27 protein-coding genes and 1 pseudogene are annotated in these 26,379 nt (G+C 74.8%); 14 read left to right on the top strand and 14 right to left on the bottom strand.

The genetic code is table 11. From position 1 onward, the window contains the following. Nucleotides 1-53: 53 nt before the first annotated feature. From B5Y66_RS04315 to B5Y66_RS04300, 4 genes are read right to left on the bottom strand one after another with little or no spacing between them, the layout of a single operon-like run. The gene (locus B5Y66_RS04315) at nt 54-497 is read right to left on the bottom strand and encodes a universal stress protein (RefSeq protein ID WP_079571375.1); all 444 of its coding nucleotides are present in this window, start codon (nt 495-497) and stop codon (nt 54-56) included. Continuing rightward, entirely contained in the window at nt 494-2,065 is a 1,572-nt protein-coding gene (locus tag B5Y66_RS04310; RefSeq protein ID WP_079571373.1) for a tripartite tricarboxylate transporter permease, read from the bottom strand. Before B5Y66_RS04310 ends, B5Y66_RS04315 begins: the two co-directional genes overlap by 4 nt. A 13-nt stretch (nt 2,066-2,078) precedes the next feature. Beyond that, nucleotides 2,079-2,624 carry a tripartite tricarboxylate transporter TctB family protein gene (locus B5Y66_RS04305; protein WP_245806909.1) on the bottom strand — a complete coding sequence of 182 codons (546 nt, stop codon included), beginning with the start codon at nt 2,622-2,624 and terminating at the stop codon, nt 2,079-2,081. Beyond that, the gene (locus B5Y66_RS04300; protein WP_079571370.1) at nt 2,621-3,631 is read right to left on the bottom strand and encodes a Bug family tripartite tricarboxylate transporter substrate binding protein; all 1,011 of its coding nucleotides are present in this window, start codon (nt 3,629-3,631) and stop codon (nt 2,621-2,623) included. Before B5Y66_RS04300 ends, B5Y66_RS04305 begins: the two co-directional genes overlap by 4 nt. Before the next feature lie 171 nt (nt 3,632-3,802). Here B5Y66_RS04300 and B5Y66_RS04295 point away from each other — a divergent pair, with 171 nt between their 5' ends. Both B5Y66_RS04295 and B5Y66_RS22155 read left to right on the top strand, forming a co-directional pair. Continuing rightward, nucleotides 3,803-5,488 (top strand): sensor histidine kinase, encoded by a 1,686-nt coding sequence (locus B5Y66_RS04295; protein WP_217700711.1) that lies wholly within the window; start codon nt 3,803-3,805, stop codon nt 5,486-5,488. Further along, nucleotides 5,485-6,174, top strand: a complete 690-nt coding sequence (locus B5Y66_RS22155; RefSeq protein WP_245806907.1) for a response regulator — start codon at nt 5,485-5,487, stop codon at nt 6,172-6,174. Before B5Y66_RS04295 ends, B5Y66_RS22155 begins: the two co-directional genes overlap by 4 nt. Before the next feature lie 33 nt (nt 6,175-6,207). Here the strand turns inward: B5Y66_RS22155 and B5Y66_RS04290 are convergent, their stop codons facing one another. The 3 genes from B5Y66_RS04290 to B5Y66_RS04280 are packed head-to-tail and all read right to left on the bottom strand — an operon-like array spanning nt 6,208 to nt 8,733. Then, nucleotides 6,208-7,194: a hypothetical protein gene (locus tag B5Y66_RS04290; RefSeq protein WP_079571368.1), complete on the bottom strand. Its 987-nt coding sequence runs from the start codon at nt 7,192-7,194 to the stop codon at nt 6,208-6,210. After that, nucleotides 7,194-7,790 (bottom strand): RNA polymerase sigma factor, encoded by a 597-nt coding sequence (locus B5Y66_RS04285; protein WP_079571365.1) that lies wholly within the window; start codon nt 7,788-7,790, stop codon nt 7,194-7,196. Before B5Y66_RS04285 ends, B5Y66_RS04290 begins: the two co-directional genes overlap by 1 nt. 52 nt (nt 7,791-7,842) lie before the next feature. Continuing rightward, nucleotides 7,843-8,733 carry a LysR family transcriptional regulator gene (locus tag B5Y66_RS04280; protein ID WP_079571363.1) on the bottom strand — a complete coding sequence of 297 codons (891 nt, stop codon included), beginning with the start codon at nt 8,731-8,733 and terminating at the stop codon, nt 7,843-7,845. A 73-nt stretch (nt 8,734-8,806) separates the two neighbouring features. On the opposite strand from B5Y66_RS04280, the gene B5Y66_RS04275 reads away from it, so the two are divergent. The 3 genes from B5Y66_RS04275 (at nt 8,807) to B5Y66_RS22150 (ending at nt 11,401) form a co-directional block, all read left to right on the top strand. Then, nucleotides 8,807-10,069, top strand: coding sequence for an MFS transporter (locus B5Y66_RS04275; RefSeq protein WP_079571361.1), 1,263 nt, complete (start codon nt 8,807-8,809; stop codon nt 10,067-10,069). A gap of 4 nt (nt 10,070-10,073) precedes the next feature. Beyond that, complete coding sequence (locus B5Y66_RS04270; RefSeq protein ID WP_079571358.1) at nt 10,074-10,736, top strand: histidine phosphatase family protein; 663 nt, start codon at nt 10,074-10,076, stop codon at nt 10,734-10,736. 443 nt (nt 10,737-11,179) lie between these two features. Further along, nucleotides 11,180-11,401, top strand: coding sequence for a hypothetical protein (locus B5Y66_RS22150; protein ID WP_139820708.1), 222 nt, complete (start codon nt 11,180-11,182; stop codon nt 11,399-11,401). Nucleotides 11,402-11,436: 35 nt separating this feature from the next. On the opposite strand, the gene B5Y66_RS04260 is transcribed toward B5Y66_RS22150, so the two are convergent. The 3 genes from B5Y66_RS04260 to B5Y66_RS04250 form a co-directional block, all read right to left on the bottom strand. Continuing rightward, a complete protein-coding gene (locus B5Y66_RS04260) occupies nt 11,437-12,102 on the bottom strand; it encodes a hypothetical protein (protein ID WP_079571352.1) in 666 nt (221 codons plus the stop codon). Nucleotides 12,103-12,166: 64 nt separating this feature from the next. After that, a complete protein-coding gene (locus tag B5Y66_RS04255) occupies nt 12,167-12,364 on the bottom strand; it encodes a hypothetical protein (RefSeq protein WP_079571350.1) in 198 nt (65 codons plus the stop codon). Next, complete coding sequence (locus tag B5Y66_RS04250; RefSeq protein ID WP_139820707.1) at nt 12,331-12,657, bottom strand: hypothetical protein; 327 nt, start codon at nt 12,655-12,657, stop codon at nt 12,331-12,333. The genes B5Y66_RS04255 and B5Y66_RS04250 overlap by 34 nt, the downstream gene beginning before the upstream one ends. A 145-nt stretch (nt 12,658-12,802) precedes the next feature. Between B5Y66_RS04250 and B5Y66_RS04245 the strand changes: the two genes are divergently transcribed. After that, nucleotides 12,803-13,279: a GNAT family N-acetyltransferase gene (locus B5Y66_RS04245; RefSeq protein WP_079571345.1), complete on the top strand. Its 477-nt coding sequence runs from the start codon at nt 12,803-12,805 to the stop codon at nt 13,277-13,279. A 21-nt stretch (nt 13,280-13,300) separates the two neighbouring features. On the opposite strand, the gene B5Y66_RS04240 is transcribed toward B5Y66_RS04245, so the two are convergent. Beyond that, complete coding sequence (locus tag B5Y66_RS04240; RefSeq protein ID WP_079571342.1) at nt 13,301-13,816, bottom strand: DinB family protein; 516 nt, start codon at nt 13,814-13,816, stop codon at nt 13,301-13,303. Nucleotides 13,817-13,970: 154 nt separating this feature from the next. On the opposite strand from B5Y66_RS04240, the gene B5Y66_RS23105 reads away from it, so the two are divergent. Continuing rightward, a complete protein-coding gene (locus tag B5Y66_RS23105) occupies nt 13,971-14,900 on the top strand; it encodes a cold-shock protein (RefSeq protein ID WP_079571340.1) in 930 nt (309 codons plus the stop codon). A gap of 49 nt (nt 14,901-14,949) precedes the next feature. On the opposite strand, the gene B5Y66_RS04230 is transcribed toward B5Y66_RS23105, so the two are convergent. After that, nucleotides 14,950-15,327, bottom strand: coding sequence for a TetR-like C-terminal domain-containing protein (locus tag B5Y66_RS04230; RefSeq protein WP_217700710.1), 378 nt, complete (start codon nt 15,325-15,327; stop codon nt 14,950-14,952). Between the two features lie 140 nt (nt 15,328-15,467). Here B5Y66_RS04230 and B5Y66_RS04225 point away from each other — a divergent pair. From B5Y66_RS04225 to B5Y66_RS04200, 6 genes and pseudogenes are all read left to right on the top strand, one after another. Then, nucleotides 15,468-15,908: pseudogene (locus tag B5Y66_RS04225) on the top strand (alpha/beta hydrolase); the annotation flags it as partial. 257 nt (nt 15,909-16,165) lie between these two features. Further along, on the top strand, nt 16,166-18,049 hold the full coding sequence (gene dnaK, locus B5Y66_RS04220; protein ID WP_079571335.1) for a molecular chaperone DnaK: 1,884 nt from the start codon (nt 16,166-16,168) through the stop codon (nt 18,047-18,049). Next, nucleotides 18,046-18,684 carry a nucleotide exchange factor GrpE gene (gene grpE, locus B5Y66_RS04215; protein ID WP_079571334.1) on the top strand — a complete coding sequence of 213 codons (639 nt, stop codon included), beginning with the start codon at nt 18,046-18,048 and terminating at the stop codon, nt 18,682-18,684. The genes dnaK and grpE overlap by 4 nt, the downstream gene beginning before the upstream one ends. A 127-nt stretch (nt 18,685-18,811) precedes the next feature. Then, a complete protein-coding gene (locus B5Y66_RS04210) occupies nt 18,812-19,828 on the top strand; it encodes a DnaJ C-terminal domain-containing protein (RefSeq protein WP_079571333.1) in 1,017 nt (338 codons plus the stop codon). Between the two features lie 35 nt (nt 19,829-19,863). Further along, complete coding sequence (locus tag B5Y66_RS04205; RefSeq protein WP_079571330.1) at nt 19,864-20,292, top strand: heat shock protein transcriptional repressor HspR; 429 nt, start codon at nt 19,864-19,866, stop codon at nt 20,290-20,292. Between the two features lie 166 nt (nt 20,293-20,458). Further along, nucleotides 20,459-20,767, top strand: coding sequence for a DUF1540 domain-containing protein (locus tag B5Y66_RS04200; RefSeq protein WP_079571327.1), 309 nt, complete (start codon nt 20,459-20,461; stop codon nt 20,765-20,767). Nucleotides 20,768-20,810: 43 nt separating this feature from the next. Here the strand turns inward: B5Y66_RS04200 and B5Y66_RS04195 are convergent, their stop codons facing one another. Next, nucleotides 20,811-21,617, bottom strand: a complete 807-nt coding sequence (locus tag B5Y66_RS04195; protein WP_245806906.1) for a hypothetical protein — start codon at nt 21,615-21,617, stop codon at nt 20,811-20,813. Nucleotides 21,618-21,807: 190 nt separating this feature from the next. Between B5Y66_RS04195 and B5Y66_RS04190 the strand changes: the two genes are divergently transcribed. Further along, nucleotides 21,808-25,716: a sigma-70 family RNA polymerase sigma factor gene (locus tag B5Y66_RS04190; protein ID WP_079571322.1), complete on the top strand. Its 3,909-nt coding sequence runs from the start codon at nt 21,808-21,810 to the stop codon at nt 25,714-25,716. 27 nt (nt 25,717-25,743) lie between these two features. Here the strand turns inward: B5Y66_RS04190 and upp are convergent, their stop codons facing one another. Then, a complete protein-coding gene (gene upp / locus B5Y66_RS04185) occupies nt 25,744-26,379 on the bottom strand; it encodes a uracil phosphoribosyltransferase (RefSeq protein WP_079571319.1) in 636 nt (211 codons plus the stop codon).

The following is a 26,379-nucleotide window of genomic DNA, read 5'->3' as shown; positions in this document are numbered from 1 at the left end:
TCCGATCGGCGGTCGAGTCCCGGGGTCTCGACAGGCTCGACCGCCGAGCAGCGTCAGGCGGGGCGCTCCCCGGGCTTCACGGCGAGCACGGGGCACTCGGCGGTGAGCAGGATGCGCTGCGCGACGGAGCCCATGAGCAGCTTGCCCACGGGGCTGCGGTGCCGCAGGCCCACGACGACGAGGCGCGCGGACAGCTCCGCGGCGACGTCGAGCACCTGCTCCGCGACGTCGCGCCCCATCTCCTGCCGCACGACGTGCGGCAGGCCGGTGCCCCGCAGCCGCTCGGCCAGGTCGGCCAGCCCGGCGGGGGCGGCGAACCGCTCGTCCACGAGGGCGTCGCCGCGGGTGCCGTTGACCACGGCCACGCCGCGGCCGCCCTCGCGGGCCCAGGCGATCCCGTGCTCCAGCGCGGCGTCGCCGAACTCGTCGGGCGTCCACGCCACCACCACCCAGCCGTCGGCCGGGGGCGGGGTCTGCTCCTGATCCTGCTCGCTCATCGCGCGCTCCCTTCCGTCACGGCCTCGGTCTCGGCCTCGGCGACGATCCGCGACTCCGTCCGCGACCGCCACCGCGACAGCAGCGGCCGGGTCACCAGCACCAGGAGCAGCACCGCGTAGATGGCGACGGCCAGCGGCTCGCTCCACAGGATGGCGGGGTCGCCGCCGGAGATGGTGAGCGCCTCGCGCAGCTTGGTCTCCATGAGCGGGCCCAGGATGACGCCGAGGATGAGCGGCAGCACCGGCAGGCCGAACCGTCGCATCGCCATCCCGAGCAGGCCGAACACGAGCAGCAGCGCGATGTCGAACGGGTCGAGGTTGGTGGCGTAGGCGCCGAGGCAGGCGAAGAACAGGATGCCGGCGTACAGCTGGGGCCGCGGGATGCGCAGCAGCCGCGCCCACAGGGGCGCCAGCGGCAGGTTGAGCACCAGCAGCAGCAGGTTGCCGACCAGCAGGCTCGCCAGCAGCGTCCACACCATGTCGGCGTGCTCGGTCATGAGCTGCGGGCCGGGCTGGATGCCGTACCCCTGCAGCGCGGACAGCATCACGGACGCCGTCGCCGTCACGGGCAGGCCGAGGGCCAGCATCGGCACGAGCATGCCCGCGGCCGACGCGTTGTTGGCGGCCTCCGGGCCCGCCACGCCCTCGATGGCGCCCCGGCCGAACTCGTCCTCGTCCTCGGTGCCCCGGCCCTTCGTGGCCGAGCGCTTCGCCAACCGGCGCTCGGTGACGTACGACAGGAAGGTCGGCAGCTCGGCGCCGCCCGCGGGCAGTGCGCCGAACGGGAACCCGAACGCGGTGCCGCGCAGCCACGGCCGCCACGAGCGGCGCAGGTCCTCGCGGCCCAGCCACGGCTGCCCGACCGGCACGACGCGCGCGGGCTTGCGGCGCAGGTGCGCCGCCACCCACAGGGCCTCGCCGAGGGCGAAGATGCCCACCGCCACGACCACGATGTCGAGGCGGTCCACGAGCTGCGTGACGCCGAACGTCAGCCGTGGCTGGCCGGTGTTGAGGTCGAGCCCCACGAGGCCGATCGTCAGGCCCACGAACAGGGAGAGCAGGCCGCGCAGCGGGCTCGCGCCCAGCACGGTCGCGGTCATCACCAGCGCCAGCACCATCAGCGCGAAGTAGGACGGCGCGCCGATCTCGACGGCGACGTCGGCCAGCGCGGGCGCGAACATCGCGACCAGCAGCGTGCCGATCGTGCCGGCGACGAACGACCCGACGGCAGCCGTCGCCAGCGCCTGCGCGCCCCGCCCGGCCCGCGCCATGCGGTTGCCCTCGAGCGCCGTCATCACGGACGCCGACTCGCCGGGGGTGTTGAGCAGGATCGACGTCGTCGACCCGCCGTACATGCCGCCGTAGTACAGCCCGGCGAACATGATGAACGCCTGGGTGGGCTCGAGCCCGAACGTCACGGGCAGCAGCAGCGCGATCGCCATCGCCGGCCCGATGCCGGGCAGCACGCCGACGAACGTGCCGAGCAGCACGCCCACCGCGGCGTACAGGAGGTTCATGGGGGTGAGGGCGGCGCCGAGGCCGTCCCACAGCAGTCCGAGGTTCTCCATCAGTCCTGCCGCCTCAGAGGATTCCGTCGAGGACGCCGGGGGTGAGCGGGATGCCCAGCCCGACGACGAAGCCGTACCAGCTGCCCACCGCGAGCACGAGGCCCACCAGGACGTCGCGGACCACCGTGCGGCTGCCGAGCGCCCACGCCGCGCCGGCGAACAGGATCGCGCCCGCGAGCGCCCAGCCGAGCCAGGTGACGGTCGCGATGGTCAGCAGGATGACGCCGACCAGCTTCAGCACCGTGCGCCAGTCGGCGGGGGTGGTGACGTCGACGTCCTCGCCCGCCTCCGGCTCGGGCCGCGAGCCGCGCGCCGTCGCCACGGCCAGCAGGACGCTCGTCACGACCAGCCCCGCGCCGATGACGAACGGGAAGATGCGCGGCCCCACGGGGTCGGCGAACCCGACCTCGAGGGTCGCGGCGTCGACCACGGTGTACGCACCGACGACGAGCAGCACCGCCGCCAGCCCGTACTGGGCGGCGTCGACGCGTCGGGTGCCGGGCCCGCCCGGGCCCTCGCCCGCGGCCCCCGCGGCGGGGGTCTCCACCTCGGTGCTCACAGCAGGTTCAGCTCCTTCAGGGTGGTCGACACCCGCTCGTCCTGCTCGCGCAGGAACTGCTCGAAGTCGTCGCCGGTGGTGAAGGCGTCGGTCCAGCCGTTGTCGGCCAGCGCCTGCTCCCACTCGGGCGAGTCGTGCATGCGGGTGAGGTCGTCGATGAGCCGGTCGCGCGCCTCGTCGCTGATGCCGGGCGGGGCGACGACGCCGCGCCAGTTCGTGAACACGAGGTCGATGCCGGACTCGGTGAGGGTGGGGACGTCGGCGAGGACGTCGCCGGCCACGCGCTCCTCGCCGGAGACGGCGAGCACGCGCAGCTCGCCCGCCGCGATCTGGCCCTCGAACTCGGCGAGGCCGGAGAACCCGACCTGGATCTTGTGCCCCAGCAGGGCGCTGGTCAGCGGGCCGCCGCCGTCGTACGACACGTACCGCACGTCCTTCGGGTCGACGCCCGTCGCCTTGGCGAGCTGCATGGGGAACAGGTGGTCGGGGCCGCCGGGCGAGGACCCGCCGCCCACGACGACCGACCCCGGGTCCTTCTTCCACGCGGCGACCAGGTCGTCGATCGTCTCGAAGGGGGAGTCGGCCGGGACGAGCACGCCCTCCTGCTCTTCGATGAGCTGCGCGAGCGGGGTCGCGTCGTGCGGGCGGGCGTCCACGCCGAACGAGTACGTGGACCCGACCACCCCGAGCCCGAGCGTCATCATGAGCCGCTCGTTGCCCTCCTCGCCCATGAGCCGCGACATGGCGACCGAGCCGCCCGCGCCCAGGATGTTGGTGACCTGGATGTCGCCGCCGGTGATGTCGTCGCGGTCCAGCACGCCGACGGCCGCACGGCCCGTCTGGTCGTAGCCGCCGCCCGGGCTGTTCGGGATCCACATGTCGATGTCCGCGGAGTCGTCCCCGCGCGTGACGCCGCAGGCGGCGGTGACGGCGACCAGGGCGGTCGCCAGGGCCGCGGCGACGGCGGCGCGCACGCCGCGTCGTCGGCGGGATGTCGTCGTCGACACCGTGTACTCCAGACTGTCGGTGCTGCGGGGCGGCTGTGCCCCGGGTGAGATCGTCACAGGTGATCCCGGGTCGCGTCATCATTGGACAACCAAAGGAGGTTGTGGAACTTGCGGTCACGGGGTTCACAGGGGACACGGCGAGGGCGCGGGCACCTCACGCTCGGCGGGCAGGTGCTGGCGCTGCAGCTCGCCGTGCTGCTGGTGGTGGTCGCCGCGGCCGCCGTCGTCTTCCTGGGACAGGCCGACGCCGCGTTCCGCGACGACCGTGCCGACCGGCTCGAGGTGGCGGCCGAGGGGCTGGCGGGCATCCCGGCCGTGCAGGCGACGCTCGCCGCGGACGCGCCCGACACCCGGGCGCTCGCGTTCTACCTGCAGTCGCGGGCCGCGTACGTCGACGCGACCAACGCCTACCTCACGGACCTGGACGGCGTCATCGTGGTGGCGACGGACCCCACGCGCACGGGCGAGCACCTGGACCTGCCCGCCGACGCCGGCTCGGTGGCCGGCAGCGGCGACGTGACCGACGTCGACGGCCGGTCCATCGCCGCCTGGGTGCCGGTCTACGGGGGCCCGACGCCGCACCCGGTGGCCGTCGTCGTGCTGGCCGACCCGTACCCGCCGCTGACCGAGCGGCTCTCGAGCGCCGGCGGCGACGTGCTCGTGGTGCTCGGCATCGGCACCGCGCTCGCGGCCGCCGGGTCGTGGCTGCTGTCGCGCCTGGTCAGGCGGCGCACGCGCGGCCTGGAGCCGGCGCAGATCGCGGCGCTCGCGGACCACCGGGAGGGGGTGCTGCGCTCGATCCGCGAGGGCGTCGTCGTGGTGGGCGACGACGGCCGCGTGAGCCTGATGAGCGACAGCGCCCGCGAGCTGCTGGGCCTGGCGCCGGCCACCGACCCGGCCGCCCCCGACCCGGCCGGCCGGCGGCTGGACGACCTGGGGCTCGACCCCGCCGTCCTCGACCTGCTGCGCGGCACGGACGAGGTGCACGACGCCGTGCTCGTGGCCGAGGACACGGTGCTGGTGCTCAACCGCCGCCGCGTGCTGCACGACGGCCGCCCGGCCGGCACGGTGACGACGCTGCGCGACCGCACGGAGCTGCTGGCGCTGCAGAGCGAGCTGCACGCCCGCGAGAGCGTCACCGAGACGCTGCGCGCGCAGACGCACGAGTTCAGCAACCAGCTGCACACCGTCTCGGGGCTCATCGAGCTGGGCGAGTACGACGAGGTGGGCCGCTTCGTGGACCGGCTCACGCGGCGGCGCGCCGACCTCAGCGACGTCGTCACGACGCGGGTCGCCGACCCGGCGGTCGCCGCGCTGCTCATCGCGAAGGCGACCCTCGCCGACGAGCGGCACGTGGAGCTCCTCGTCGACCCGGCCAGCGCGCTGCCGCGTCTGGACCCGGACCTGTCCGCCGACGTCGGCACCGTCCTCGGCAACCTCGTCGACAACGCGGTCGACGCCGCGGCGTGGGCCGCCGGGCCCGACGCGCGGGGTGCCGCGGGGCCGGCCGTCCCGGCGATGGTCCGGGTGCGCCTGGCCGTGGACGGGCCCGCGCACGACGTCGTCGTCGAGGTCGCGGACAGCGGGCGCGGAGTGCCGCCCGAGCAGGCCGCCGCCATCTTCCGGCGCGGGTGGAGCACCAAGCCGCACGGCCCGACCGGCCGGGGGGTGGGCCTCGCCCTGGTGCACGTGCTGGCGCAGCGCCGCGGCGGGGCGGTGACGGTGCACAATGGCGACGCCCGCGCCGGGGAGGGCGGCGCCGTGTTCATCGCGCGGCTGCCGCAGGCCGTGGTGGGCGCCGGTCCGGCGGCACGGTCGACCGGCGACGCGGACGAGCAGGGGGTGCAGCAGGCGTGAGCCTCGACGTGCTGGTGGTGGAGGACGACTTCATGGTCGCGTCCATCCACCGCCGCTTCGTGGAGCGGGTGCCGGGGTTCCGGGTGGTCGGCGAGGCGCACTCCGGCGCGGACGCGCTCGCCGCCGTCGAGGCCCTGCGCCCCGACCTCGTGCTGCTCGACGTGCACCTGCCCGACATGAGCGGCATCGAGGTGCTGCGGCGCCTGCGGGCCGCGGGCCACGACCTCGGCGTCGTCGTCATCACCGCCGCCCGCGAGGCGGACACCGTGCGCGCCGCCGCGGCGGGCGGGGCGGCGCACTACCTCGTCAAGCCGTTCGCGTCGGACGACCTGAGGGCGCGGCTCGAGGCGTTCCGTCGCGCGCACGAGGCGCTCGACGGGCTCGACCGTCCGGGCGGCGCCGGGCAGGCCGAGATCGACGCGCTGCTCGCGCCGCAGCCCTCGCGCCACGGCTCGGCGGAGCGCCCCGCGCTCCCCAAGGGCCTGAGCCAGGAGACGGCGGACGCCGTGCTGGCGGCGCTCGCCGGCGGCGCCGAGCACAGCGCCGCCGAGTGCGCCGACGCCGTCGGTGTCAGCCGGGTCAGCGCCCGCCGGTACCTGGAGCACTTCGCGACGACGGGGCGCGCCGCGGTGCGCCTCAACTACGGCACCGCGGGGCGCCCCGAGCGCCGCTACCGGCTGCGCTGAGCCGGTAGCGGCGCCGCCGTGCCGCTGCCGTGGTCAGTCGGCCGCGCTCGGGCCGTACACGGTCACCTTGACGGTGCCGCCGAGGAAGACGTCCACCCGGGCGCACTCGGCCGACTCGTCGGCCATGTCCGTCGTCGGGACCTCGACGTCGAACGGCGCGACTGCCTCGTCGACGACCGCACCCGCGGCGTCGAGGAAGAGGCACCCGTCCACGACCTGGTCCCGGAGAGCGTCGATCATTGCGTCGGCCTCAGGGGTCGACAGGGCCTGGTACGGGTCGTCCGATGGAGAGACGGTGACCGTGCGCTCACCGACGTTGATTTCGACGGTCGAGCACGACGGCGAGGTCCCGCCGGCCTCCTGCGGGATGACCGTCCAGTCCTGGAGACCGAGCCGGTCGATCTCCCCCTGCGCCCAGGCGGCGCCCTCGGCGACGGAGCGACACTCGCTCCAGCCGCCGTCCACCGGATCGATGACGCTCCGCTGCAGCTCGACGACGCCGGACTCGACCGCCTGTGGTCCCTCCAGGCGCTGCACGCCCTCGGGCACCTGGTCGGCGGGGGCCACGATCGTCTGGCCGTCCCACGCGAAGGCGACGGGGTCCTCGATCGGGGGCAGCCCTTCGTCGGCGAGCAGGGTGGCGCAGTCGGCGTACGGGTCGCCGGTGATCCAGGAGCCGGTGGCGTCGATGTCCAGCCCCTCCGCGGTGTCCTCGTTCCAGGCGTGCACGCAGGTGACGCCTTCGCCGCTGGACCCCTGGAACATCTGGATCGCCGCGTACGCCACGCCGCCCCCGGTGAGGACGGCGGCCAGGCCGATCGCCACCGAGCCACGGCGTCCGAGGCGGCGTCGCCGGCGGACCGGGTCGCCGTCGGCGGGGAGGGCCGGCGCGGTCGCGCCGCGGGTGCTGGTCATGGTGATCTCCTCGCGCAGGGCGGCGAACGCCGCGCCGTCGACGGAGTCGAGGTCCGCCCGGCGGGCGGGGTCTGCGGCGCTCAGCCGCTTCATCAGGTCGCTCATCACGCCTCCTCGGTTCCGGGGCGGGCCGGTGCCCACCCGCTGATCACGTGTCCGGTCGGGACGACCCGTTGCACCCGAGGCACGTCGTCCGCCGCGGCGAGGGCGGCCAGCTGGTCGGCGAGCCGCCGCCGGGCACGGTGCAGCCGGACGCGGACCGTGGCCCGCGAGACGCCGAGCACCAGCGCGATCTCGTCCCGCGCCAGCTGCTCCCACGCGACCAGGCGCAGCAGCTCCTGGTCCTCGTCGCCGAGGCGCGCGAGCGCCTGCTCGATGTCGCCGGCGTCGCGGTCGGGCGGTGGCGCCGTCTCGACGACCTCGGCCCGCAGGCGGTCCGCGAGGGCGAGGCGGCGCCGGCTCCCACGGTGGTGGTTCGCCAGGACGCGGCGCGCCACCCCGAACATCCACGGTCGCGCGTCCGTGCCGGCGGGGACGTCCTCGATGCGCCGCCAGGCGACGAGGAACGCCTCCGCGACGACGTCGGCGGCGTCGCCGGGGTCGGCCACGCGCCGCACCGCGTAGGCGAGCAGGGGGCGGTGCGTGCTCTCGAAGAGCGCGGTGAAGCGCGCCTCGTGGTCGGGAGGTTCGGGGACTGGCATCGGTGGCCCTTCGACAGGGAGACGGTGACGACAGTGCCATGTCCGGCTCGGGTCAGAGCGTTGCAGCCCGGTCCGAGGACCGGCCCTCGCCCAGCACGCGGGCCGTGATCCGCGGCAGCGCCTCGGTCAGCGCGGCGGGCTGCGGCGTCCGGGTGACGAGCGTGATCCGCACCGCGCCGGGCACCGGCGAGGGCACGATGCGGTCGCCCGGCGCGGCGTACCAGCGCGCCGTGAGCTCGGGCATGAGCGCCGGGCAGCCCAGCTCGCGCGCGATGCGGAGGGTCGCCTCGGTGGTGGGGCCGCGGCGCGGGACGGCGCCCAGCGCGGACAGCCGCCGGTGCGTCGCCTCGCCGGCCAGGTCGATCAGGCTGTAGACGACGGTGCGGCCCGCGAAGGGGCGGCTCCCGCCGGCGAGCGGGGGAGCGCCGTCCGGCAGCACGACGACGCGCGGCGACTCGCCCAGCGGCGTGCGCTGCAGGCCGCGGGGGATCGCCATCTGCTCCGCGACGGTGACGATCGCGGCGTCCAGGGTGCCGTCGTGCACCTGACGCACCAGGACCGGGCCGTGGTCGACCTCCGGCAGGATCGTGACGCCGTCCAGCTCGAGCTCGACGGCGGTCAGCACCATGGGGCTCAGCGCCTGGATGGTGCCGACCGACAGGGACGGCGCGTCGACGGCGGCGAGCACCTGGTCGGGCAGGGCGTCCAGGTCTCCCAGGAGCCGCGCGGCCAGGCGGGCGAGCTCGCGCCCCGCCGGGGTCGGTCGGGCGCCGGTGGTGTCGCGGTCGAACAGGGGCGTGCCGAGGCGGCGCTCCAGGGTGGCGAGGCGGCGGCTCGCGGACGGCTGCGCGACGAGCAGCTCGCGCGCCGCCGCGCCCACCGAGCCGTGCCGCGCGACCGCCTCGGCGAGCTGCAGGTCATCGACCGTGAGACGGGAGGCCATGCCCTCAGCGTATGAGCGCTGCCGCTCCTCGGGCGGCTACCGGCGCCGCCGGCCGCCGCCGAGGATCGAGGGCATGCGCCGCGCCCTGCTGACCCTCACCGCCATCACGTTCCTCACCTGGGTGGGCGCCCGGGTCACCGCCGTCGCGCTGCCGCTCGTCGCCCTCGCCGAGACGGGCGAGGCCTGGGCCACCGGCCTCGTGGGCGGCATGTCCGGGCTGCCGCTGCTGACGGTCGGCTGGTGGGGGCGCGGGCTGCGCGAGCGGCTGGTGAGCGGCCGGGCGCTCGCCGTCGTGATGCTCGTGCAGGCCGCCGGGCTCGCGATCGTCCCGGTCGCGGCGCTCCTGGGTCAGGTGGGGGCGGTCAGCCTGTGCGCGTCGGGCCTCGTCACCGGCGTGGCGGGGGCGCTGCTCGGCCCGGCGGAACGCGCGCTCGTCGCCGACCTCGCGGACGCCGGCGGTCCCGCGGCGGGCGGGACGTCGGCCCGCTGGCTCGCGTGGCAGGACCTGGCCCACCGGGTATCGATGATCTTCGCGCCGCCGCTGGGGGCGTGGCTCGTGGTGGCGTGGGGCGCGGAGCCGCTGCTGTGGTGCCAGACGGTCGTCGCGCTGGCCGCCGCGGTGGCCATGCTCGGGGTCCCCCGGGCGGACGGCCGCGCGACAGGGCGGGGCGAGGCGGGCCCGGCGGTCCGGGTGCTCGCCGTCCTGCGGGCCCACCCGCAGGTCGCCGTCGCGATCGCGACGGCCGGCGTCGGCGGCCTGTGCTGGTTCGGCTTCAGCCTGGGGCTGGCCGTCCTCGGTGTCGAGCACGGGATGCCCGGCGCCCTGGTCGCCGCCGGGATGAGCGGCTACGGCGCGGCGTCCGTGGCCGCATCCCTGGTGGCGCCGCTGCTGGTCGACCGGCTGCCGCGGCTCGCGACGGCCGTCGGCACCTGGGCGGTGCTCGGCCTGGCGTTCGTGGCGCTGCCCGCCGTCGTGCCGAACCTCCTCGCCGTCGCCCTCGTGTCGGCGGTGGGCGGTGCGGCGACGCCGTGGGGGATCGCGGCGCTCAACGCGCTGATCAGCGAGCGCACGTCGGGGGCCGCGCGACGGGCCGCGTTCACTGCCGAGACCGTGCTGCACTCGGGCGGCGCGTCGCTGGGGCTGCTCCTGGGCGGCGCACTCATCGGGTGGGCGGGCGCCGGCCCGGTGCTCGTCGCCGCCGGGGCGGTGCAGGTGGTGGCCGCCGTCGTGGGGCTGCTGGCGGCCTGGCGGCTGACGGCGCGGCGTCCCGGGGCGCGCGGGCGGGTCGCGCCGCGCCCGGCGGTCGTCCGAGCGGGCGGCGATGCCGCAGGCTAGGACCATGCGTCTCCTCCTGCTGCGGCACGGCCAGACCCCCTCCAACGTGGCGGGGCTGCTCGACACCGGCGCCCCCGGCCCCCGGCTGACCCCGCTGGGGGAGCAGCAGGCCGGCGCCGTGCCCGACGCGCTGCAGGGGCGGCGGATCGACGCACTGGCGGTCTCGTCGCTCGTGCGGACGTCGCTCACCGCGGGTCCGCTGGCCGCCGACCGAGCCCTGCGCCCGACGGTGCTCGACGGGCTGCGCGAGATCGAGGCGGGCTCGCTCGAGATGTCCGCCGAGCTCGCCGACCACCACACCTACCTCGAGACCGTGTTCGCCTGGTCGCGCGGCGACCGGTCGCGTCGCATGCCCGGCGGGCCCGACGGCGACGCGTTCCTCACCCGCTTCGACGACGCGGTCGCGGCGCTCGCGGTGCGCGACCACGGCGTCGTCCTCGCGGTCTCCCACGGCGCGGCGATCCGCTCGTGGTCCGGTGCGCGGGTCCGTGGCCTCGACGTCGAGGAGCTGGCGCACACCCCGCTCGCCAACACCGGCCTCATCGAGGTCGAGGGCGACCCGGCGTCAGGCTGGCGGCTGGTGGACTGGCAGCGCGAGCCGGTGGGCGGCGAGCGGCTCGACGCCGTCGTCGCGAACGACCCCACCGGGGAGCCCGTCGACGACTGACCAGCCCCTGTGCGGTGCGCGGGCAGCGCGTCGGGGAGGTGCGGGGAGTCCGGGGCCAGACCGTCGCTGACCGAGGCTGCCCTGGACGTCGCCGACCCGGGCGACGGCGGCACCACGACCGCGGACAACTTGGCCCACCTGTGCCGCCATCACCACGTGCTCGAGCATCAGGCCCGGTGGCGCGTCGCCCGCGCACCCGACGGCGTCCTGACCTGGACCTCACCTACCGGCCGCACCCGGCGCCGGCCGGAGGCCGCCGTGTCCGAGCCGGTGCCACCCGGACCGCGATCACCAGTCCGGGCGCCCGTACCACCCGACCCTGGGCCACCACCGTTCTGATCCGCGACGCTGATGCGGAGGCCGACGGCGACCGTTGGACGCGTGGCCGGTCGCCTCGTCGCGACCGTCCTGCTCGTGGCCGCCGACGTGCCACGATGTCGCCCGTGACGGCTCTGTGGATCGGTGGCTTCCTGTTCCTTGTCGGACTCGCGTTCACCTTCATGGGGAGCGACGGGGTCCTGATGATCCCGGGTGGCCTGCTCTTCCTGGTCGGGCTGATCCTGCAGTCGCAGGAGCGCACCCGCCGGGAGATCGCGCTCCTGCGGCGTCAGCTCGAGGCGACGGATGGTCGGCGGCCGGCCGACGACGGCCCGCCGGCAGCCTGACCCGCCCGCCCCGTCGGTTCGAGGGGCGACGGAGCTCAGCTCGCGACGTGCTCCGGACCTACCTCGCCGCCCACGGCGGCGGCGAGGTGCTCGGCGACGAACGTGGCGTTGGCAGACAGCACGTCCTCCGGGACGTCCGGGAGGTTCTCCGCCCAGTCGAGCAGCGGAGACCCCCGGAACTGCAGCACCCGCGCCGGCCGGCCGAGGAACGCCAGGTGCAGGTGGGCTCCGCCGTCGCCCCACTTGGCGAGCTGCACGCGCCCGACGCTCGGCAGCGCCTCGACCGCCGCCGAGATCGCGACGATCAGCTGCCCCATCTCCGCGGCGAGGTCCGGCGGCGCCGTGGGCAGGTCGCAGTGCGTGGCGACCGGCACCAGCGTGAGGAACACCGGCAGGCTCTGCGCGAGGTCGGCGGTGAGCACCCATCGCTCGTTGCGCCAGACGAAGCCTTCGAGGTGCTCGGGCAGCGCGTTCGCCGGCCCTTCGGCGACGGAGGCGCACCAGCATTCCGCGGGGTCCTCGCCGCGGCGAGGAGGCTCGGAGCCCGCCAGCGGGAGCAGCGGCTTCAGTCGCAGCGACTCGACCTCGTACGGGTAGATGTCCCAGCCGGGCATCTCTTCGACGGCGACCGCCAGCCGGCCCTCGGGGCCGAGGTGGGAGGCGATGCGGGCGTAGTACGCCTCGGGGGACTCGGGGAGCATGTGCCGATCCCATCACAGGCTGGCGGTGCGGCCGGGCGGTCGCGGTGGCGGTGAACGTGCCCGGTCACGGCCGTGGGACGGCGAAGCGAGCGATCGCGCGCACCAGCTCGTTGACCGAGTCGGTCCCGCCGTGTCCGTCGCCGAGGACGACGAGCTCGCTCCCGGGCCACGCGCGATGCACTCGCCAGGCCGTCACGACGGGGCTCGAGACGTCGCGACGACCGTGGATCAGCACGCCCGGCACGCCTGCGAGCCGGTCCATGCGGCCGAGGATCTCGTCGCCCCCGAAGCCGGAATGGGACGCCACCCGGGCCCCAGGGAGACGTGCACGTCCTCCCACATTCCCCAGGCCTCCGCCGCGCTCGCCCGGACCTCGGCCGCGGGGTCGCGCAGCGCGCGGGCGTACGCATCCACGACGCGCTCGCCGGGTGTGCGACCGACGGCGGCGGTGAACCGGTCCCACTCCTCAGGGAAGACCCGGCCCATGGCCTCGGTGATCCGCTCGACCTCGGCGGTCGAGGTGCTGGTGACGGCGAACAGCGCGATGCCGGTCACGCGCTCTGGATGTGCCTGGGGGTAGGCGAGGGCCAGAACGTCGCGCGGCCGGTCCCTGCCGCCGGCCTCCGGATCCTCGCTCGCTCGGTGCCCGCCGAGGCCGCCCGGGCCCCGTTCGTCCGCCGGCCTGTGCCAGCATGCCCGCATGACGACGGTGACGCTGCGCCCGATGACCCCGGCCGAGTTCGACGAGTGGCAGACCGCGCTCGCCGAGGACTACGCGGCGGAGCAGGTCGCGTCGGGCCGGTGGCCGTGGGAAGGGGCGGTGCGGCGCGCCCGCGACGAGTCCGCGCAGCTCCTCCCGCAGGGTCCCGACACCGAGCGGATGCTCGTCCGGCTCGCCGTGGGCGCCGACGGGGAGCCGGTGGGCCGCTCCTGGGTGGCGCTGGAGCCGCCGCACTGCCTGCCGGGGATCGCGTTCCTCTACGACATCGAGGTGCTCGAGCCGCGGCGCGGACAGGGCCTCGGGCGCGCGCTCCTCACGGCGACGGAGGACGCCGCCCGGCAGGCGGGTGCCACCGCGCTCGAGCTGAACGTCTTCGGGCGCAACGCCGCCGCCGTCGCGCTGTACGACTCCGCCGGGTACGCCGTCGTCACCCAGCAGATGCGCAAGGCGCTCTGACCGTCCCGCCGACGTGCACGGCTAGACCCCGGTCTGCCCGTCCACGAGCTCGCGCACGACGTCGAGGTGGCCGTTGTGGCGGGACGTCTCCTCGATGAGGTGGAGCATCACCCAGCGGAGGTCGGCGTGGCGGCCGTCGCCGAGGGGGCGCGCGGCCGGCGCGTCGAGATCGGTCTCGGCGACCAGACGGCGGTAGCGGGCGCTCTGCTCCTCGTAGTCGGCGAGCAGGGTGGGCAGCGGGACGTCGACGGCGAGCCGCATCTCGGGGTCGGGGTCGTCGTCCGTGGCCAGGGTGAGCGGCCCCTCGGGCTCGTCTCCCAGGAACATCACCTGGAACCAGTGGTGCTCCACCCATCGCAGGTGGCTGATCAACCCGCACAGGGTCATCAGGGGGGAGCCCGGGAGCGGGGCCCTGCGGGCGTCGTTCGGCGACGCTCCCTCGCACTTGGCCCGCGCGGTGTCGCGGGCGTAGTCGAGGTACGTGGCCAGCTGGGTGCGTTCGTCCCAGGTCGGGGGCGTGTCGGTGCGCGTCGTCACCGGGGGAGTGTTCCGCACCGCGAGGGCCGGTGTCGCCTCGATTCCCCGGCCCCCCGGACGGAGACGGGGCGCGGCAGGCTTCCGGACACACCGTCCGCTGATCTGTCGGGGACACTGGGAGACAGCAATGTCTGGCAAGACGAGGAGTAACAAGGTGCCCCAGGGAACTGTCCGATGGTTCGACGCCGACCGAGGGTTCGGCTTCATCGACCTCGGGAACGAGGCCGAGGACCTGTTCGTACATGCGTCCGAGATCGTCGGCGACGACGGACCGAAGCTGCTCCGCGAGGGGCAGGTCGTCGAGTTCGAGGTGGGCGAGGGCGACCGTGGCCCGCAGGCTCGCCGCGTCCGTGTCACGGGCGACCGGGCCGCCGACGCGCCCGTGGGCGTGCTCGGCACCGTCACCTGGTACGAGCCGGCCAAGGGGTACGGCTTCGTCACGCCCGAGGACGGTGGCGCCGAGATCTTCGTGCACAGCTCGGCCATCGTCGGCGGCGGTGTGATCTCGGAGGGGCAGCGGGTGGCGTTCCTCGTCGTCGACGGGGAGAAGGGGCCGCAGGCGGACCACCTGCTGCCGCTCGGTGCGGAGGTGGCACGGCCGGCGTCCGACGGCGCGGACGGCACGGTGGCCTGGTACGACGACACCAAGGGCTTCGGGTTCGTCACCCCTGACTCGGGTGGCGAGGACATCTTCGTCCACGTCCGTGCGCTCGGCTCAGGGTTGAGCGAGCTCGCCGAGGGTGCGCGCGTGACGTACGACGTCGTCGACGGCGACAAGGGCCCGAACGCCCGCAACGTGCAGCTCGTGCGCGGCTCCGGGAGCCCGCGCGCGGCCACCGACCGCGGTCGGACGAGCCGTCCCGCGGCGTCCGGAGGGCCGGTGCGCGGAGGCGAGGGCACCGTCGCGCGCTACGACGCGGACCGCGGGTTCGGCTTCATCACGCCCGACGGCGGGGGCGCGGACCTGTTCGTGCACGTGTCGGTCGTGCGGGGCGTCGAGTTCCTGGAGGAGGGCGACCGGGTCCGGTTCAAGGTGCGCCAGAGCGACCGCGGCCCGCAGGCCGACGGCGTCGAGCTGGCGTGAGCGGCGCCCCCGCCGGGCCGTCGGTGTGACGGTCGGGGCGCGCCTGGCCTCACGACGAGGGCTCGGCGCGCCCCTCGACCCCGTGGAGCACGGTGCGGACGATCTCGTCGAGCTCTGCTCCGGTCGGAGCCTCCCCGCCGCGGACGACGACGCGGAACCGGACGGCCCCGGCGAGGAGATCCATGACGGTGCGAAGGTCGACGTCCGCGACGGGGTCGCCCCTCTGGGCCGCCCGCTCGAGCACGGGCTGCTCGCGCACGAGGCGGTCGCCGAAGAAGGCGCGTGACACCGCGGCGAGTTCGGGTCGTTCGACGCCGGCGGACAGCAGTGCCGCGGCGATCGGCGCCGTCACCGGATCGGTCAGCAGCTCGGCGACCCGACCCGTGAGCGCACGCAGGTCTCCCTGCAGGGACCCGGTGTCGGGCACACCGCCTCCATGGCGAGGCCCTCGTACCCGCGCTCGACGAGCAGGTCGAGTGCCGCCCGAAAGATGTCGTGCACCCGTCGCGGGACGCCTGACCTCGACTCACCGGACCTCGACTTGCCTGACCGCCCGCACGGTGTCCCGCGGTGGCGATCGACCTCCCCGGCCATGGCGCGCACCGCGGGCAGAGGTTCTCGTTCGAGGCGGCCGGGGACCTGCTGCGCGACGAGATCGACCGCGTCGGTGGGCGGGCCGTCGTCGCCGGCCACTCGCTCGGCGGGTACGCGGCGATGGTGTACGCCGCGCGCGAGCCCGAGCGGGTCGCGGGTCTCGTCGTCGCCGGTGCCACGTGCGTGCCGACGTCGGGCGCGACCGCCCCGTTCCTGGTCGCGCACCGTGTCCTCTCGAGCTGGGCGGACGGCGGGGAACGGGTGAGCGCCCGCGTCCTGCGCGCCACGCTTCCCCGGCGCACGGCCGGCGAGGTCGCGCGCGCCGGCATCGCGTCGGAGGTGATCCCTGACGTCGTCGCCGCCCTGCGCGCGTCGCGGCCGCTCGACCACGTCGCGGCCACTACCTGCCCATGACGCGGCCGCGATCCTTCGCGCGCGAGCTCGACGTGTTCGCCTCTGTGGCATGACCCGGCCGGGCGACGCAGCGTTCGCTCACGGCGAACGGCTGGGCCTGCCTGCGGGAATGCCGGCGCCCCGAGCAATGTTGAGCCATACAGACTCAACTTTGGCGCCCGCGGTTTGCGAGGCGGGGACGCCGAGATTTACGTTGAGTGCAGTTGACTCAACCTCGGGCGCACAGGCGTCCGGACGTACGCATGGAGGCAGCACACATGGCTCGAGCAGTCGGTATCGACCTGGGCACCACCAACTCGGTGGTCACCGTCCTGGAGGGCGGGGAGCCCACCGTCATCGCGAACGCGGAGGGGTCGCGCACGACGCCGTCCGTCGTCGCCTTCTCCAAGACCGGCGAGGTCCTCGTCGGTGAGGTGGCCAAGCGTCAGGCGGTCACCAACGTCGACCGCACCATCTCGTCGGTCAAGCGCCACATGGGCACCGACTGGTCGGTCGAGATCGACGACAAGAAGTACACCGCGCAGGAGATCTCCGCGCGCGTGCTCGGCAAGCTCAAGCGCGACGCCGAGGAGTACCTGGGCGAGCCCGTCACCGACGCGGTCATCACCGTCCCGGCGTACTTCAACGACGCCGAGCGCCAGGCGACCAAGGACGCGGGCCAGATCGCGGGCCTCAACGTGACGCGCATCGTCAACGAGCCCACCGCGGCGGCCCTCGCCTACGGCCTGGAGAAGGGCAAGGAGGACGAGCTCATCCTGGTCTTCGACCTGGGCGGCGGCACGTTCGACGTCTCGCTCCTCGAGGTCGGCAAGGACGAGGACGACTTCTCCACCATCCAGGTCCGCGCGACCTCCGGCGACAACCGCCTCGGCGGCGACGACTGGGACCAGCGCATCGTGGAGCACCTCATCAAGCAGGTGAAGAACAGCGCGGGCGTCGACCTGTCCAAGGACAAGATCGCCCTGCAGCGTCTGCGCGAGGCGGCCGAGCAGGCCAAGAAGGAGCTCTCGTCCGCGACGAGCACCAACATCTCGATGCAGTACCTGTCGATGAGCGAGAACGGCCCCGTCCACCTGGACGAGAAGCTCACGCGGGCGCAGTTCCAGCAGATGACGCAGGACCTCATCGACCGCACCAAGGCGCCGTTCCACGCGGTCATCCGCGACGCCGGCATCTCGGTCTCCGACATCGACCACGTCGTGCTCGTGGGTGGCTCCACCCGTATGCCGGCCGTGTCCGAGGTCGTCAAGGAGCTCACGGGCGGCCGGGACGCCAACAAGGGCGTCAACCCCGACGAGGTCGTGGCCGTGGGCGCCGCGCTGCAGGCCGGCGTCATCGGCGGCGAGCGCAAGGACGTGCTGCTCATCGACGTCACCCCCCTGTCCCTCGGTATCGAGACCAAGGGCGGCGTGATGACCAAGCTCATCGAGCGCAACACGGCCATCCCGACCAAGCGCAGCGAGATCTTCTCCACGGCGGAGGACAACCAGCCGTCCGTGGCGATCCAGGTCTTCCAGGGCGAGCGCGAGTTCACCCGCGACAACAAGCCGCTGGGCACGTTCGAGCTCACCGGCATCGCCCCGGCGCCGCGCGGCGTCCCGCAGATCGAGGTCACCTTCGACATCGACGCGAACGGCATCGTGCACGTGTCCGCCAAGGACCGCGGCACGGGGACCGAGCAGTCGATGAAGATCACCGGCGGGTCGGCCCTCCCCAAGGAGGACATCGACCGCATGGTGAAGGACGCCGAGGAGCACGCCGCCGAGGACAAGAAGCGTCGTGAGGAGGCCGAGACCCGCAACCAGGCCGAGTCGTTCGCGTACTCGATGGAGAAGCAGATCGCGGACAACCGCGACAAGCTCCCCGCCGAGGTCGTGACCGAGGTCGAGGCCGACATCGCCGGCGTCAAGACCGCCCTGGAGGGCGAGGACGCCGACGCCGTCAAGGCCTCGTACGAGAAGCTCGGCGCGTCCTCGCAGAAGATCGGCCAGGCGCTCTACGCCACGGCCGAGCAGGAGCAGGCCGCGGGCAACCCCGAGGCCGCGGCCGACGACGCCGCCTCTGCGGCCGGTGCGTCCTCCGCGCCGGACGAGGACGTCGTGGACGCCGAGATCGTCGACGACGAGGACGACAAGAAGTGACGGACCAGAACCCGCAGGGGAACCCCGAGCCCACCGAGCCGGAGAACGACGCGGCGGGCTCGGGGGAGACCCCGTTCCAGTTCACCGACAAGCGCAAGGTCGACCCGACGTCGGGCGAGGCCCGTCCGGGCGAGCCGGCCGGCACCTCGGACGACCCGCTGGCGGCGCTCGACTTCGAGCCCGAGGGCGAGGCCGCCGAGAGCGCCGAGGTCCTGGCGGCCAAGGCCCAGGCGGCCGAGCACCTGGACGCGCTGCAGCGCGAGCGGGCGTCGTTCACGAACTACCGCAACCGGTCGCTGCGCGACCAGGAGGCGGCGCGGACCCAGGGCACGCAGGACGTGCTCGCCGCGCTGCTGCCGGTGCTCGACGACATCGAGCGCGCCAAGCAGCACGCTGAGCTGTCCGGGCCCATGGCGGCCATCGCGGAGAAGCTCGACGCGTCGCTGGCGAAGTTCGGCATCGAGCGGTTCGGCCAGGTCGGGGAGGAGTTCGACCCGACCGTGCACGAGGCGCTCATGCACAACGTCGACGCGGAGGCCACCTCCGCCACCGTCAGCCTGGTCGTGGAGCCCGGCTACCGCATCGGTGACAAGGTCGTCCGGGCCGCCCGCGTGGGCGTCGTCGGCCCCGAGTAGGCCCACCCGCCGCCGGTCGAGCCTGTCGAGACCCGGTCTCGGCAGGCTCGACCGGCGGGGCATCGCTCAACCAGCACCCGCACGACGAGGATGATGAGATCACGAGCATGACCAGGAAGGGGGCGTCGTGACAGGCCAGGACTGGATCGAGAAGGACTTCTACTCCGCTCTCGGCGTCCCCAAGGACGCGGACGACGCGGCCGTCAAGAAGGCGTACCGCAAGCTGGCCCGCAGGTACCACCCGGACCAGAACCCGGGTGACGCGGCGGCCGAGGCGAAGTTCAAGGAGATCGGCGAGGCGTACGCGGTCCTCTCCGACGCCGAGCAGCGCCAGCAGTACGACGCCGTGCGCGCCATGGCCGGCGGAGGTGCCCGCTTCGCGGCGGGCCCCGGCGGCGGGGGCAACGGCTTCGAGGACGTCTTCGGCTCGATGTTCGGAGGCGGCGGCGCCGGTCCGAACGTGCGGTACCAGCAGTACCCGCAGGGCGGCGCGGGCGGCGGCGGCTTCGAGGACATCCTCAGCTCGATGCTCGGCGGCCAGGGCGGGCAGGGCGGCTTCCGTAGCGGCGGTCGGCGCGCCGGCTTCACGACGCCGCAGAAGGGGGCGGACGTCGCGGCAGAGACCACGCTGCCGTTCCGCACCGCGGTCGAGGGGGCCACGGTGGAGTTCACGGTGGACGGCCGCAAGGTCAAGACCAAGATCCCGGCGGGCGTCAACGACGGCAGCAAGCTGCGCATCCGCGGCAAGGGCCGCCCCGGCTCGGGCGGCGGCGACGCCGGCGACCTCGTGGTCACGGTGCACGTCGCGCCGCACCCGGTGTTCACGCTCGACGGCGCCAACCTGCGCATGAGCGTGCCCGTCACGTTCGCGGAGGTGGCGCTCGGGACGACGGTGGAGGTGCCGACGCTGGACGGGCACACGGTGCGGCTCAAGGTGCCGGCCGGGACCCCGTCGGGCCGCGTGCTGCGGGTCAAGGGCCGGGGCGTGAAGACGGCCAAGGCGCAGGGCGACCTGCTGGTCACCGTCCAGGTGACCGTGCCGCAGAAGCTCAGCAAGAAGGCGAAGGAGGCGCTCGAGGCGTTCGCCGCCGAGAGCGACCACGAGGACGTCCGGGCGGGTCTCGCGCAACGCGCGGCGGAGTGACGCCGCGGACCGATGTCGGCAGGAGAGAGCGAGCGATGGTCACCGAGGACGCACCGGTGCTGACCGTGTCGCAGGCGGCCCGGCTCGCCGGGATGCACCCGCAGACGCTGCGCCAGTACGACCGGCTCGGGCTGGTCACGCCGCGCCGCACCGCCGGCCGGGGCCGCCGCTACTCCCAGCGCGACGTGTCGCGCCTGCTCGAGGTGCAGCGCCTCGCCCAGGTGGAGGGCATCAACCTCGCCGGCATCCGGCGGATCCTCGACCTGCAGGAGCACGTCGCCCAGCTCGAGAGCCGGCTCGCGGCGCTCGCGATGCAGCCGGGCGGCCGGGTGTTCGCCGCGGGCTCGTCGGGCGACGTCGTCGTCGTGCGGCGCGGCCAGCGCGTGCGCCGGGCCGACCGGGCCGAGCTGGAGGCGGAGGAGGGCGCGCTCGTGCTCTGGCGGCCCCTGCCCCGCCGCGACTGACGTCTTTCCGCAACGCAATTCTTCGCTAATTCGCGGAGCATTGGGTAAGGCATTCCTTATTTGATGCACGGGATATTCGACGGCGCATTCGCTGTGCATTTTCGTGCGAGAGGAATATCGTGGTCGAAGGCGGCGAGAGCCGACGTCGAGCGGCGAGGAGCGCACGATGAGCACCCTGATGGAGATGCCCGAGGTGACGGAGTGCACCGTCGAGGGCTGCGGTTACAACCACCACCACGACTGCCACGCGGGCGCCGTGACGATCGCCGGGCACAGCGGCGACGCGGCGTGCGCCACGTTCATCCCGCTGAGCGCCAAGGGCGGCCTCGAGAAGGTCGTCGCCCATGTGGGCGCCTGCCAGCGCGGTGACTGCATCCACAACACCGACCTCGAGTGCGCGGCGTCGGCCATCCGCGTCGGGCCCGGCATGGACGACGAGAGCCACGCCGACTGCCTGACCTACGCGCAGCACTGAGCCTTCGCCGGGCGAGTCTTTCTCCGGTCGAGCCTGTCGGACCTCAGCGCGCCAGCTGGCTCAGCAGCTCGACCGCGGCGCCGTGCGACGTCGGGAGGCGCTCCACCCACACCCGGGTGGGGCGCCTCAGTGCGTCCGCGAGCCCCATGAGCGCGGCGTTGCGCTCCACGACGCTGCGGGTGGCCTTGGCCAGGTCGGGCACCCCGGTCTCGCGCAGCGCGAGGACGGCGAAGACGCCGTCGGTGAGGGCGGCCATCGGGTGCCCCTCGCCGAAGACCTGCTCCAGGGCGCGCCCCACGGTCGCGGACCGTGCCGCGCGGTCCCAGGGGGCGAGCCCGTCGACCGCGACGTCGACGACGACGAGGCAGTGGGTGGTCGGCACGTCCCGGTCGGCGCCGACGGCGGCGCCGTAGGTCTCCCGCAGCCGCTCGGCCAGGTACTCGCGGGTCGGCAGGCCGGTGCCGGGATCGCGCACGGCGCCCAGCGTGGGCTCCGCGTCGCGCCCGCGCACCCAGCCGACGGACACCGCGCGGATCGCCTCGGGGTCGGGGTCGCGCTGGGCTGCGCGGTACAGGCACTCGACGTCGTCCAGCGTCTCCCCGAGCCCGACGCCGGCACGTCCGCGCGCGGCGCCGAGGCGGTGCGCCGCGGCGTGGGGGGAACGGCCCTCGTGAAGGGCCTCGACGAGAGCGTCGACGGCGGGGTGGTACCAGTCGTCCGGGCGCAGCCACACCTCGGCGAGGCTCGTCGCGCGCCAGCGGTCGATCACGTCCGCCGGGTGCTCGGGCGCGTCGGGAGGGCCGCTCGTGGACCGGTTCATGATGAAGAGACCGCCATGGACAGCCATCATGACGCAGTTGTGCGGCAATGACGCCGACGAATTGTTTCCGGAGAGCCCTCTCCGCTGCCCGGGGCACGAAAAACTGCGGAAATCCTAGGCTGATCCTAGGGAATTTCACCCCTGAGCCTGTGGTCGGGAGCACGTACAGTACGTGAGTCTGCGCGGTTCGACGCGCAACGCAGTCAGAGCGAGGTCGGCCATGACGGACGTCTACGTGGGATCGGACGACTCGGCGCGCAGCGACGCCGAGCTGATCCTCGACGTGCGCGGTGGTGACCTCGAGGCGTTCGGCGCCCTCTACACGCGGCACGTGCCCGCCGCCCGCGCCGTGGCCCGCCAGTACGTGCGCTCCCCCTCCGACGCGGACGACCTCGTGTCCGAGGCGTTCCACCGGGTGCTCGAGGTGCTGCAGCACGGCGGCGGCCCTGACGCGACGTTCCGTGCCTACCTGCTGACGGTCGTCCGACGGCTGGCGGCCGACCTGGCGCGCGGCGTGAAGCGCACCCGCCCGACGGCCGACGACGGCACGTTCGAGGCCGCGCTCGGCCTGGTGGACCCCACCGACGTCTCCACGTTCGAGGGCTTCGAGCACTCCGTGGTGAAGAACGCCTACCAGGCGCTCCCGGAGCGTTGGCAGGCCGTGCTCTGGTACACGGAGATCGAGGGCCGTACGCCGGCCGAGGTGGCGCCGGTCCTCGGCCTGACGCCCAACGGCGTCTCGGCCCTCGCGTACCGCGCCCGCGAAGGGCTGCGGGTCGGGTACCTGCAGGAGCACCTGACGCACGCGCCGACCGACGGGTGCCGCGGCGTGAACTCACTCCTCGGTGCGTACGTGCGCGGCGGCCTCGCCCGGCGCGAGATCGCGAAGGTCGACGCGCACCTCGAGTCGTGCGGCGAGTGCCGGTCCCTCGTGCTGGAGCTCGGGGACATCGCGCACGGCATGCGGGCGGTCGTGGCCCCGCTGATCGTGGGGCTCGCGGGCCTCGCCGTGGTGGGAGCGCTACCCCTCGGTGGCGCGCTCGGCGGCGCGGGAGGCGTCGCCGGGGCAGGTGCCGGAGCCGCGGTCGGCGCGGGCAGCACCGCGGGTACGGGCGGCGCCGTCGGCGCCGGCGGTGCGTCCGTCGGCACGGTGACGGGCACCAGCACCGCCGCGACCGGCACGGTCGGCGCCACGGCCGCAGGCGGCGCGAGCATCACGACCGGGGCGACGGCGGGCACGACAGCGGCCGCCTCGGGCGCCGCCGCGACGGGCGCCACGACCGGCGCGACGTCGCTGGCGGTCTCGGGCGTCGCGACAGGGTCGGCGGCGACCGCCGCCACGGCGGGCACCGCGGCCGCCGCGAGCGCCGTCGTCGGCACGGCGAGCGTCGCGGCGGCGGCGAGCGCGGTCGCGGTCGCGACGGTCGGGGTCGTCACCGTGCTCAACGCCCTCGGGTCCGGCGACGAGCCGCCGGTGGCCTCCCCGCCCGCTCCCGTGACGATCCAGGGCAACCCGTGGGTCCCGCCGGGGGAGCAGCCCGGCGACGGCGCCGTCGAGCCGGCCGACAAGGACGTCACTCCGTCCGACCCGACCGTCGACCCCACGAGCCCGGTCAACCTGCTCGTCACCCCGTTCGCGCCGGTCGCCGACCTCGTGGTCTCGACCGCCGCGGCCCCGCTCGAGCCGCGCACGACGGCGCCCCTGGTCCTCACCGTCGCCAACACGGGCGAGGCGACGGCCAGCGAGACCGTCATCGAGGTCGCGCTCCCGGACGGGGTCGACCTGGCGCTGCCGGACGCGACGGTCGGGGCCGCGGTCGGCGGTACCTTCGGCGCCGACGCGCTCCCGTGCACGGCCGGGGACGCCGACGGGCGGACGGCGCGGTGCACGATCGGCACGCTCGAGCCGGGTCAGTCCCGGTCCGGGTCGGTGCCGGTGCGCGCGCACGCCGGCGGCAGCTATCTGATCGGGGGGTCGGTCTGGGCGGACGGCGTCGCGCCGCGGACGCTCGCCCTGCCGCCCACCACGGTGCTGTCCTACGGCGCCGAGCTCACGGCCTCCACCGGCGACGCCGTCCCTGTCTCGAACCCCGGCGCGGCCTGGGTGCCGGTCACGGTGCGGAACACGGGCGACCAGGCCGCGACGGCCTGGTCGGTGCAGCTGAGCGTGCCTGCGGGTCTGCGGCCGGTGACCTCCGACGGTGACCTCACGTGCGTGCCCGGCGGCGGGTCGGACGGCGCCGGCGCCGTCTGGACGTGCGTCGCCGTGCCCGGCGCCGCTCCGTTGGCGCCCGGCGAGCAGCGGTCGGTACGGCTGCGGGTCGTGGCCGACGGCTCCGCCGCCCCCGGGCCGGTGTCGGTCGCCGCGGCCCCGCAGCTGCCCGGCTCCGAGCACGCCGTGGGCGGAAGCACCGCGGTGACGGTCGCGCAGCCGTGGGCGGGTGCCGCCGCCGGGACGCAGGCGGTCCAGGCCCGCTGCACCGTCGTCGGTGGCGTCAGCAGCGCGTCCGCCGTCGTCGAGGGCACGTACGTCAACCTCACCGACCAGACCCTGGCGGTGCGGCTCGACGCCGCCGGGGGCTCCGCGACGGCGTCGCGGGACGTCGCGCCGGGGGAGTCGGTCACCGTGCGGGTGCCCGACGGGCTCCGGGTGCCTGCGGGCACGGCGACCTGGGACGTGGCCACGACCCTCGGCGGTCAGACGTACCGCACCAGCGTCCCCGCCGGGCCGCACCGGGCGGCGGAGTGCTACGACCCGCGCTGGGACGTCTCGACGTCGGCCGAGACGACGAACGTCGACGGCCGCCTGCAGGTGCGCGGCACGCTGACCAATACCAGCGACGAGGCCATGCGGGTCGGGATGACGGCCGCCGGCGTCACCGTCGACCAGAAGCGGCTCGCGCCGGGGGAGAGCACCACGTTCGTCGCCGCGACCGACCGCACCTCGCTCGGTGCGGGCGCCGCCGAGTTCCACCTGTACCGCTGGGTGGCCGACGGCGACGGCGACGAGCCCGCGCAGGGCGTCGTGCCGGCTGTCGCGCCGACCGCCCCCTACGCGGCGGCGACGCTCGCCCCCGCCGCGGGCGGGCCGGTGACCCTCACCGCGGCCGAGTGCCGGTTCGACGCCTCCGCCGACACGTCGTGGCGCACCGTGACCGTCCCGCTGGACAACACCGCCTCCACGCACGCGGTGCGGTTCGCCGTGCCGGGCGACGCCGCGGTGGTCGGGGCCGGGGCGACGGGGACGCTGACGGTGTCCGTGCCCTGGGGCAAGCGCAGCCTGGCGGTCACCGCCGACGGCCGCGACCTCACGACGGTGGACGTGCCCGGCTTCGAGAGCTGCGCCACCGCGACGTGGCCCGGTGCGGTGGACCTGGACGTTGCCACCCGGTGCGTCGACGACCGCGCCCAGGTGGTGGTCGACGTGCGCAACGGCGGTGCGGTCCCGTGGAGGGCCCGGCTCGCGGGCAGCGGCGACGGGTCCGTCGTCGAGCCCGGCTCCGACGCCGCGCTCACGACGACGGTCGGCGGCGTCCAGGCGGACGCGGGCTCGGTGACCGTGCGGCTCGCGCGGACGGTCGAGGGCAAGGAGCTCTCCGTCGAGCGGACCGTCGACCACGACGCGGTCTCGTGCGTCGTCATCGACCCGCAGGCGCAGCTCGACCCGGGCGCCGTGGAGGTGGAGAAGCGCCGATGGCGCTCGACGTCCACCCGGCCCGTGACGGTCGTGCTGGACAACACCGGCTCGTCGGTGCCGCAGGAGTTCACGGTGGAGGGCACGAACGGCGCGTCCGTCGCGACGACCGTGCCCGCGCGGCAGAGCGTGCGCGCCGACGTCGGCACCGCGCGCGGGCGCGACGGCGCCACCTACACGGTGCGTGCCGGCGACTGGTCCGCCGAGCTCGCCGTCGAGCCCTTCACCGGCACCCCCGGCTGGTGCGCCGACCGGTTCCGGTGGGGCGGCCAGTACGAGGTCGGCGACGTCGCGTCGTGGCGCGGCGCGAACCACCGGTACGTGGGCCGCGACGCCGGGTCGGACGACCCGGGCCGCGGGGCGGGCAACGGTCGTTGGTCCGGCCACCACGGGCGCAGCGCGTGGGAGCGGGTCGGGGACTGCGAGTACCGCTGACCCCGCCGGACGACGCTCGGACGCTGCTCAGACGATGCCGTACAGCCGGTCCCCGGCGTCGCCGAGACCCGGCACGATGTACTTCTGGTCGTTGAGGCGCTCGTCGACGGCGGCCACGACGATCTGCACGTCGACCCGTTCCCCGATGGACTCCTCGAGCACCTTCAGCCCCTCGGGCGTGGCCAGGAGGCAGACGGCGGTCACGTCGCGCGCGCCGCGCTCCAGCACGTAGTCGATCGCCGCGACCAGGGTGCCGCCGGTCGCGAGCATCGGGTCGAGCAGGAACACCTGCCGGTCGGTGAGGTCGTCGGGCAGGCGGTTGGCGTACGTGACGGCCTCGTAGGTGGTCTCGTCGCGCTGCAGGCCGAGGAAGCCGACCTCCGCCGTCGGGATCATGCGGGTCATGCCCTCGAGCATCCCGAGCCCGGCGCGCAGGATGGGGATGACGATGGGGCTCGGGTCGCTCAGCCGCACGCCCGTGGTCGTGGTGACCGGGGTGCGGATCTCCTTCGGTTCGGTGCGCACGTGCCGCGTCGCCTCGTAGGCGAGCAGGGTCACGAGCTCGTCGACGAGGAGACGGAACGTCGCCGACGGGGTGTTCTCATCACGCAGGACGGTGAGCTTGTGGTCCACCAGCGGGTGGTCGGCGACGTGCAGGCGCAT

Origin of the sequence: Krasilnikoviella flava (assembly GCF_900167525.1) — a bacterium.
Lineage (GTDB): Bacteria > Actinomycetota > Actinomycetes > Actinomycetales > Cellulomonadaceae > Isoptericola > Isoptericola flavus.
This window is presented reverse-complemented; position numbering and strand designations above follow the sequence as displayed.

What these genes read in the sequence shown, in the direction of transcription:
- B5Y66_RS04315 (WP_079571375.1), bottom strand. Translation starts at nt 497, where the DNA reads ATGAGCGAGCAGGATCAGGAGCAGACCCCGCCCCCGGCCGACGGCTGG.
- B5Y66_RS04310 (WP_079571373.1), bottom strand. Translation starts at nt 2,065, where the DNA reads ATGGAGAACCTCGGACTGCTGTGGGACGGCCTCGGCGCCGCCCTCACC.
- B5Y66_RS04290 (WP_079571368.1), bottom strand. Translation starts at nt 7,194, where the DNA reads ATGAGCGACCTGATGAAGCGGCTGAGCGCCGCAGACCCCGCCCGCCGG.
- B5Y66_RS04285 (WP_079571365.1), bottom strand. Translation starts at nt 7,790, where the DNA reads ATGCCAGTCCCCGAACCTCCCGACCACGAGGCGCGCTTCACCGCGCTC.
- B5Y66_RS04280 (WP_079571363.1), bottom strand. Translation starts at nt 8,733, where the DNA reads ATGGCCTCCCGTCTCACGGTCGATGACCTGCAGCTCGCCGAGGCGGTC.
- B5Y66_RS04275 (WP_079571361.1), top strand. Translation starts at nt 8,807, where the DNA reads ATGCGCCGCGCCCTGCTGACCCTCACCGCCATCACGTTCCTCACCTGG.
- B5Y66_RS04270 (WP_079571358.1), top strand. Translation starts at nt 10,074, where the DNA reads ATGCGTCTCCTCCTGCTGCGGCACGGCCAGACCCCCTCCAACGTGGCG.
- B5Y66_RS04260 (WP_079571352.1), bottom strand. Translation starts at nt 12,102, where the DNA reads ATGCTCCCCGAGTCCCCCGAGGCGTACTACGCCCGCATCGCCTCCCAC.
- B5Y66_RS04255 (WP_079571350.1), bottom strand. Translation starts at nt 12,364, where the DNA reads ATGGACCGGCTCGCAGGCGTGCCGGGCGTGCTGATCCACGGTCGTCGC.
- B5Y66_RS04245 (WP_079571345.1), top strand. Translation starts at nt 12,803, where the DNA reads ATGACGACGGTGACGCTGCGCCCGATGACCCCGGCCGAGTTCGACGAG.
- dnaK (WP_079571335.1), top strand. Translation starts at nt 16,166, where the DNA reads ATGGCTCGAGCAGTCGGTATCGACCTGGGCACCACCAACTCGGTGGTC.
- B5Y66_RS04205 (WP_079571330.1), top strand. Translation starts at nt 19,864, where the DNA reads ATGGTCACCGAGGACGCACCGGTGCTGACCGTGTCGCAGGCGGCCCGG.
- B5Y66_RS04200 (WP_079571327.1), top strand. Translation starts at nt 20,459, where the DNA reads ATGAGCACCCTGATGGAGATGCCCGAGGTGACGGAGTGCACCGTCGAG.
- B5Y66_RS04195 (WP_245806906.1), bottom strand. Translation starts at nt 21,617, where the DNA reads ATGATGGCTGTCCATGGCGGTCTCTTCATCATGAACCGGTCCACGAGC.
- B5Y66_RS04190 (WP_079571322.1), top strand. Translation starts at nt 21,808, where the DNA reads ATGACGGACGTCTACGTGGGATCGGACGACTCGGCGCGCAGCGACGCC.
- upp (WP_079571319.1), bottom strand. Translation starts at nt 26,379, where the DNA reads ATGCGCCTGCACGTCGCCGACCACCCGCTGGTGGACCACAAGCTCACC.